This window comes from Pseudomonas sp. P7779, from assembly GCF_013386315.1.
In the GTDB taxonomy this organism is placed as follows: domain Bacteria; phylum Pseudomonadota; class Gammaproteobacteria; order Pseudomonadales; family Pseudomonadaceae; genus Aquipseudomonas.
In genome coordinates, this window is sequence record NZ_JACARZ010000174.1 from 1 (window position 1) to 4,732 (window position 4,732).

Here is a 4,732-nt window from a genome sequence, read left to right on the forward strand (position 1 = left end):
GCTTAGGTAACTCCAATGCGTCAGAGTGCGTCGCTTTTAACCCCCCTGCGAAATTGAGCCCCCCGCCTCCCCGCTCAATACTCAACCCATGAAAACAACAAGCCGAGCCTATCAAGCGCTGGGCGCACCGCTTCAGGCCCGCAACACCCTGCAGCCCGGAATAAGCGTGCGTCGCCCCGCCAAGGAAGAGTCAATCGGAACAGTGGAGGCCTTACCACCCTCCCCAGCAGCATGGAATCAATGCTGGCCATAACACTGCCGATCCAACTGACTGCATACAAAAGGACGCACCTGGCATCGACACCAGGCCCACGCCTTGCAAGTCGCTCAACATTTGCACCCACCACCCAGGCAGGAACTCGAAATGAAAAAAGAAATAGAGACGGGTTATGGTTTGACCGGCATTGACTTCAATTCCCTCAGCTTGAAACGACGCTCGTTCCTGCTGGGCGCTGCCGCCTCTGCCGCAGGCTTGTACCTCGGCTCGTTCGTGCCCAGCGCATTTGCCGCCACCACCGGGCACCTGGAAATCCTCGGCTGGGAAGGCGAAACCGGCGACGCCGAACTCGCCGACTGGCGCAAGCAACGCAACGTTACCGTGCGCTCCAGTTATGCCAGCAACCAGGACGACATCACCGCCCGGCTGGCCGGCTCCGATCCAGTGCAGCTCGACCTGACCATGTACGCCCTGGGCTACGAAAAGATCTATCAGGAAATGGGCCTGCTCAAGGCCATCGACACCACGAAGATCCCCAACTATTCCGCCGACAATACCCTCGCGCTGTTCTACAAGGGCAGCCGTTGGTACTGGGACGGCAAGCAATGGGGCATCCCGTTGCTGTGGGGGATGAACACCATCATCTACAACCCCAAGAACGTCAAAAAGCCCACCCAATACACCGACCTGCTGGACCCCAAGCTCAAGGGCAAGTTGACCTTTGTCGATGACGGCACCTCGAACTGGTCGCTGATCGCGACCATCGCCGGCTACGGCGACAAGTACCCCAACCTGACCCGCGCCGAGTTCAACGACGCCTTTGAAAAACTCAAGCCGTACCGTGATCAATGCCGCGTGTTCGCGGCTTCGTCGGGTGACGCGGTATCGCTGCTGGTATCGGGTGAAGTGGACGCGGTGTTCTCGGCCTCCGCCAACACCCCGAGCGAAACCATCAAGCGCGGCGTGACCACTGCCCTGTCGGTGCCCAGCGAAGGCGCAGCGCTGTGGTGCGATGCGTTGTTCATCCCGAAAACCGCCAAGGATATTCCCCTGGCCCTGGAGTTCATCAACAAGACCCTGGAGCCCGATACCCAGGCCAAGATGGCAACCACGATGTTCTCCGGCGTGGTCAACCCCAAGGCCGTGCCGCTGCTGCCGGAGGACCTGAGAAACACCTTTGACTACGCGAACCTCGACAGCTTCTTCGAGAAATCCAAACTCTATGGCCAACCGCCCCTGAGCTCCGAAAAGTATGTGACCTATGCGGAATGGATCGATCAGTGGGCGAACTTCAAAGGCTCGTTCTAGAGCGCTTGGCACGCCGGCGCTGGCAACCGTGGGGTGGGTGTTCATCAACACGCGCCCCACGGGTCAACGCGCCCTGACTCTCGAATAAAAACGCAAAGGCAACCTCATCATGACCGTAGTCAACAACACCGAGTCCATGCCCCTGGACGACGGCGATTCAAGGGTCGGTAAACACGTGAAGATGGATAAGAGAACCCTCAGCGGGTATTGGCTGGCGTCGCCGCCGTTGCTGTTTCTGGTGGTGTTCTTTCTGGTTCCGTCGGCACTGTTGCTGATTGCCAGTTTCTGGACCGCCAAGACCTTCAGCATGGAGCCCGCCGCCACCCTGGCCAACTATGCCAAGGCCCTGAGCGCCAGCGGGTTTTATGACTCGCTGTGGATCGCCCTGCAAAACGGCTTCTGGACCGCCCTGCTCTCCACCGTGATCAGTGCGCCGGTGGCCTATTACATCGTGTACCGCACACGCTCCAACGCCGTGTTGTACCTGGCGTTGGTGTCGTGGTTTTCCAGTTACCTGGTACGGGTCTACGCATGGCGCTCGATCCTGGGCACCAACGGCGTGATCAACTCCACCCTGCTGCACTTCGGCCTGATCGACCAGCCGCTGGAGTGGCTGGTGTTCAGCAAGTTCGCCGTGGTGCTGACCCTGGTGCACATCATGCTGCCTTTCACTCTGTTGCTGCTGGTGTCGGGTCTGCGGGACATCAAGAAGGACTACCTGGAGGCCGCTGCCGACCTGGGCGCCGGCGGTGTCACCATTCTGTGGCGGGTGATCATGCCGATGGCCCACAAGAGCATCGTCAGCTCCTTCATGTTCACCTTCGTGCTGGCCGCCAGCGACTACGTCACCCCGCAACTGCTGGGCGGCCGGGATGCGATGACCACCGGGCTGGTGATCGCCAACCAGTTCCGCTCGGTAGGTAACTGGCCACTCGGTGCGGCGATGGCTTATCTGCTGTTGATCGTGTTCATGCTGGTGTACGCGTTGCTGCTGGGGGTGTTGCGCGCAGCCAACCTGGCACCCGGCAAGCGTTACCACGACTGACTGCCGCTCATAAAAAAGGTAACTCGCCATGATCCGGTTATTCACTTACGTCTACATGTTGTTCCTCTACGCGCCCATCGCGATTATCGCGCTGTTCAGCTTTCACTCGTCCGCCTCGCTGTCGTTCCCGTTCGAGGGTTTTTCCACGCGCTGGTACGAGGCGCTGTTCAGCAGTTCGGACTTCATGACAGCCCTGACCAACAGTGCGATCGTCGCCGCCGGTTCGGCGATTCTCACCACGCTGCTGGGCACGTTCTCGGCCCTGGCGCTGATGCGCATGAAAGGCCGGGTGAAAGCGGTGTTCGCGTTCATGAACTTCGCCCCCATCGCCTTGCCCGGTTTATTTTTGGGGATTGCACTGGTGATTTTCTTCTCACTGGTCGGCCTGCCCCGCTCGCTGCTGACGGTGATCATCGGCCACACCCTGTTCACCTTTCCGTTCTTCGTGGAGTCGGTGCGCTCACGGCTGGAGTATTTCGACCTGTCGTTCGAGGAGGCCGCCCGCGACCTCGGCGCCTCGCCCCTCAAAGCGTTCTGGCTGGTGACGCTGCCGATCATCGGGCCAACCATCGCCGGCGCCGCGATCCTCGCGGTGGCGCTGTCGATGGATGAATTCCTGATCACCGTGTTCGTCACCGGCAGCGACACCACGCTGCCCCTCATGATTCTTTCGATGATGCGCCGCGCCGTCAGCCCCACCATCAATGCCGCCTCGGTATTCATGCTGGTGGTGACCATTGCCATCATCGCCATTGCCGGCCTGGTCATGACCTTGCGTCGTCGCCGCCTCGAACTTGAACGTGCTGAAACTGCAGAGTAATCACCATGACCAACAGTATTGAACTGACCGGGATTTCCAAGAGCTACGGCAACCTCACTGCCCTGGGCAAAGTCGACCTCACGGTAAAACGCAACGAGATCCTGACCCTGCTCGGCCCCAGTGGCTGCGGCAAGACCACCCTGATGCGGATCATTGCCGGCTTCGAAGAGCCCACCACCGGCAAAGTGGTGATCGACGGCAAGGACTCCACCGCCCTGGCGCCTGAACACCGCCCGGTGAATATGGTGTTCCAGAAGTACGCGCTGTTCCCGCACCTGGACGTGTTCGACAACGTGGCCTTCGGGTTGCGTTTGAAGAAGAAGCCCAAGGATGAGATCAAGCGTGAAGTGAACAAGGCGCTGGAACTGGTGCAACTGGAAAGCTTCAAGAGCCGCTGGATCTCCGAGCTCAGTGGCGGGCAGGCGCAACGTGTGGCCCTGGCCCGCGCGCTGGTGAATCGCCCGGCGGTGTTGCTGCTGGACGAGCCGCTGGCGGCCCTGGACCTGAAGATTCGCCATCACATGCTTAACGAGATCAAGCGCATCCACGAAGAGACTTCCACCACGTTTGTGTATGTGACTCACGACCAGGACGAAGCGATGATCTTGTCGGACCGTGTGGTATTGCTGAACAAGGGTGGCATCGAGCAGATCGGCGGGCCGCAGGAGATGTATTGGTCGCCGCGCACGTTGTTTGCCGCCAGGTTTTTCGGCGATACCAATATCGTCAACGGCACGTATGGGCTGGGTGGCGTGGTCGAGTTGCCGTTTGGGCGTTATGCCCATACGGCTAAAAGCGGCGTGGGTGCAGGGCCGGTGAATGTGTCGATCCGGCCTGAAACCATCGGCCTTGAGCCGGCGCTGGGCGCCGCACTGGCCGACGGTGCGTTCGCCGGGAAGGTCAAGGACACTTCGTTTATCGGTAATCGGGTGATCTACCGCGTGGAGGTGGCCGGTGGCACGCTTGATCTCAAATGCCAGCAACTGCCGACTCCCGGCAGCCACGCACTGCCGCCGGGTACGAACGTGGCGTTGACCTGCAAACCGGAAAGCTTTGTGGTGATTCCGGTCTGAAGGGGTTGAACATGGGGCCTGGCTGAAGCAGCCGAGGTTCATTTTTACGCTGGATCATGCGCTCTTTCACGGGAGGCTGGTCTGGCGTTTTTTTTGCCCGGGGGGAAGAGAGTAATGGTCGGTTTTATTGAGCGGGAAGTGGGCCCTCCGGTAAGTCTAGATTTACCGGGGGCCCGTGCCGGGCTGACCATCTCATTAGGGCTCTGCCCCGCCTGTCGGCGCCTCGCCTAGGCTCGGCGTTCCCTCACTCCGGCACCGCGAAGCGGGCC

General features: G+C 60.2%; 4 protein-coding genes. All 4 read left to right on the forward strand.

The features are described 5' to 3' along the window. Positions 1 to 364 precede the first annotated feature (364 nt). The 4 genes from HX869_RS30660 to HX869_RS30675 all read left to right on the forward strand — a co-directional run bounded on the left by HX869_RS30660 (position 365) and on the right by HX869_RS30675 (position 4,463). Positions 365 to 1,525 (forward strand): PotD/PotF family extracellular solute-binding protein, encoded by a 1,161-nt coding sequence (locus tag HX869_RS30660; RefSeq protein WP_008430158.1) that lies wholly within the window; start codon positions 365 to 367, stop codon positions 1,523 to 1,525. Positions 1,526 to 1,634: 109 nt separating this feature from the next. Continuing rightward, positions 1,635 to 2,570 (forward strand): ABC transporter permease, encoded by a 936-nt coding sequence (locus HX869_RS30665; RefSeq protein WP_008430156.1) that lies wholly within the window; start codon positions 1,635 to 1,637, stop codon positions 2,568 to 2,570. A 28-nt stretch (positions 2,571 to 2,598) separates the two neighbouring features. After that, entirely contained in the window at positions 2,599 to 3,390 is a 792-nt protein-coding gene (locus HX869_RS30670) for an ABC transporter permease (protein ID WP_008430153.1), read from the forward strand. A 5-nt stretch (positions 3,391 to 3,395) separates the two neighbouring features. Further along, the gene (locus HX869_RS30675; protein ID WP_008430152.1) at positions 3,396 to 4,463 is read left to right on the forward strand and encodes an ABC transporter ATP-binding protein; all 1,068 of its coding nucleotides are present in this window, start codon (positions 3,396 to 3,398) and stop codon (positions 4,461 to 4,463) included. Positions 4,464 to 4,732 lie beyond the last annotated feature (269 nt).

What these genes read in the sequence shown, in the direction of transcription:
- HX869_RS30660 (WP_008430158.1), top strand. Translation starts at nt 365, where the DNA reads ATGAAAAAAGAAATAGAGACGGGTTATGGTTTGACCGGCATTGACTTC.
- HX869_RS30665 (WP_008430156.1), top strand. Translation starts at nt 1,635, where the DNA reads ATGACCGTAGTCAACAACACCGAGTCCATGCCCCTGGACGACGGCGAT.
- HX869_RS30670 (WP_008430153.1), top strand. Translation starts at nt 2,599, where the DNA reads ATGATCCGGTTATTCACTTACGTCTACATGTTGTTCCTCTACGCGCCC.
- HX869_RS30675 (WP_008430152.1), top strand. Translation starts at nt 3,396, where the DNA reads ATGACCAACAGTATTGAACTGACCGGGATTTCCAAGAGCTACGGCAAC.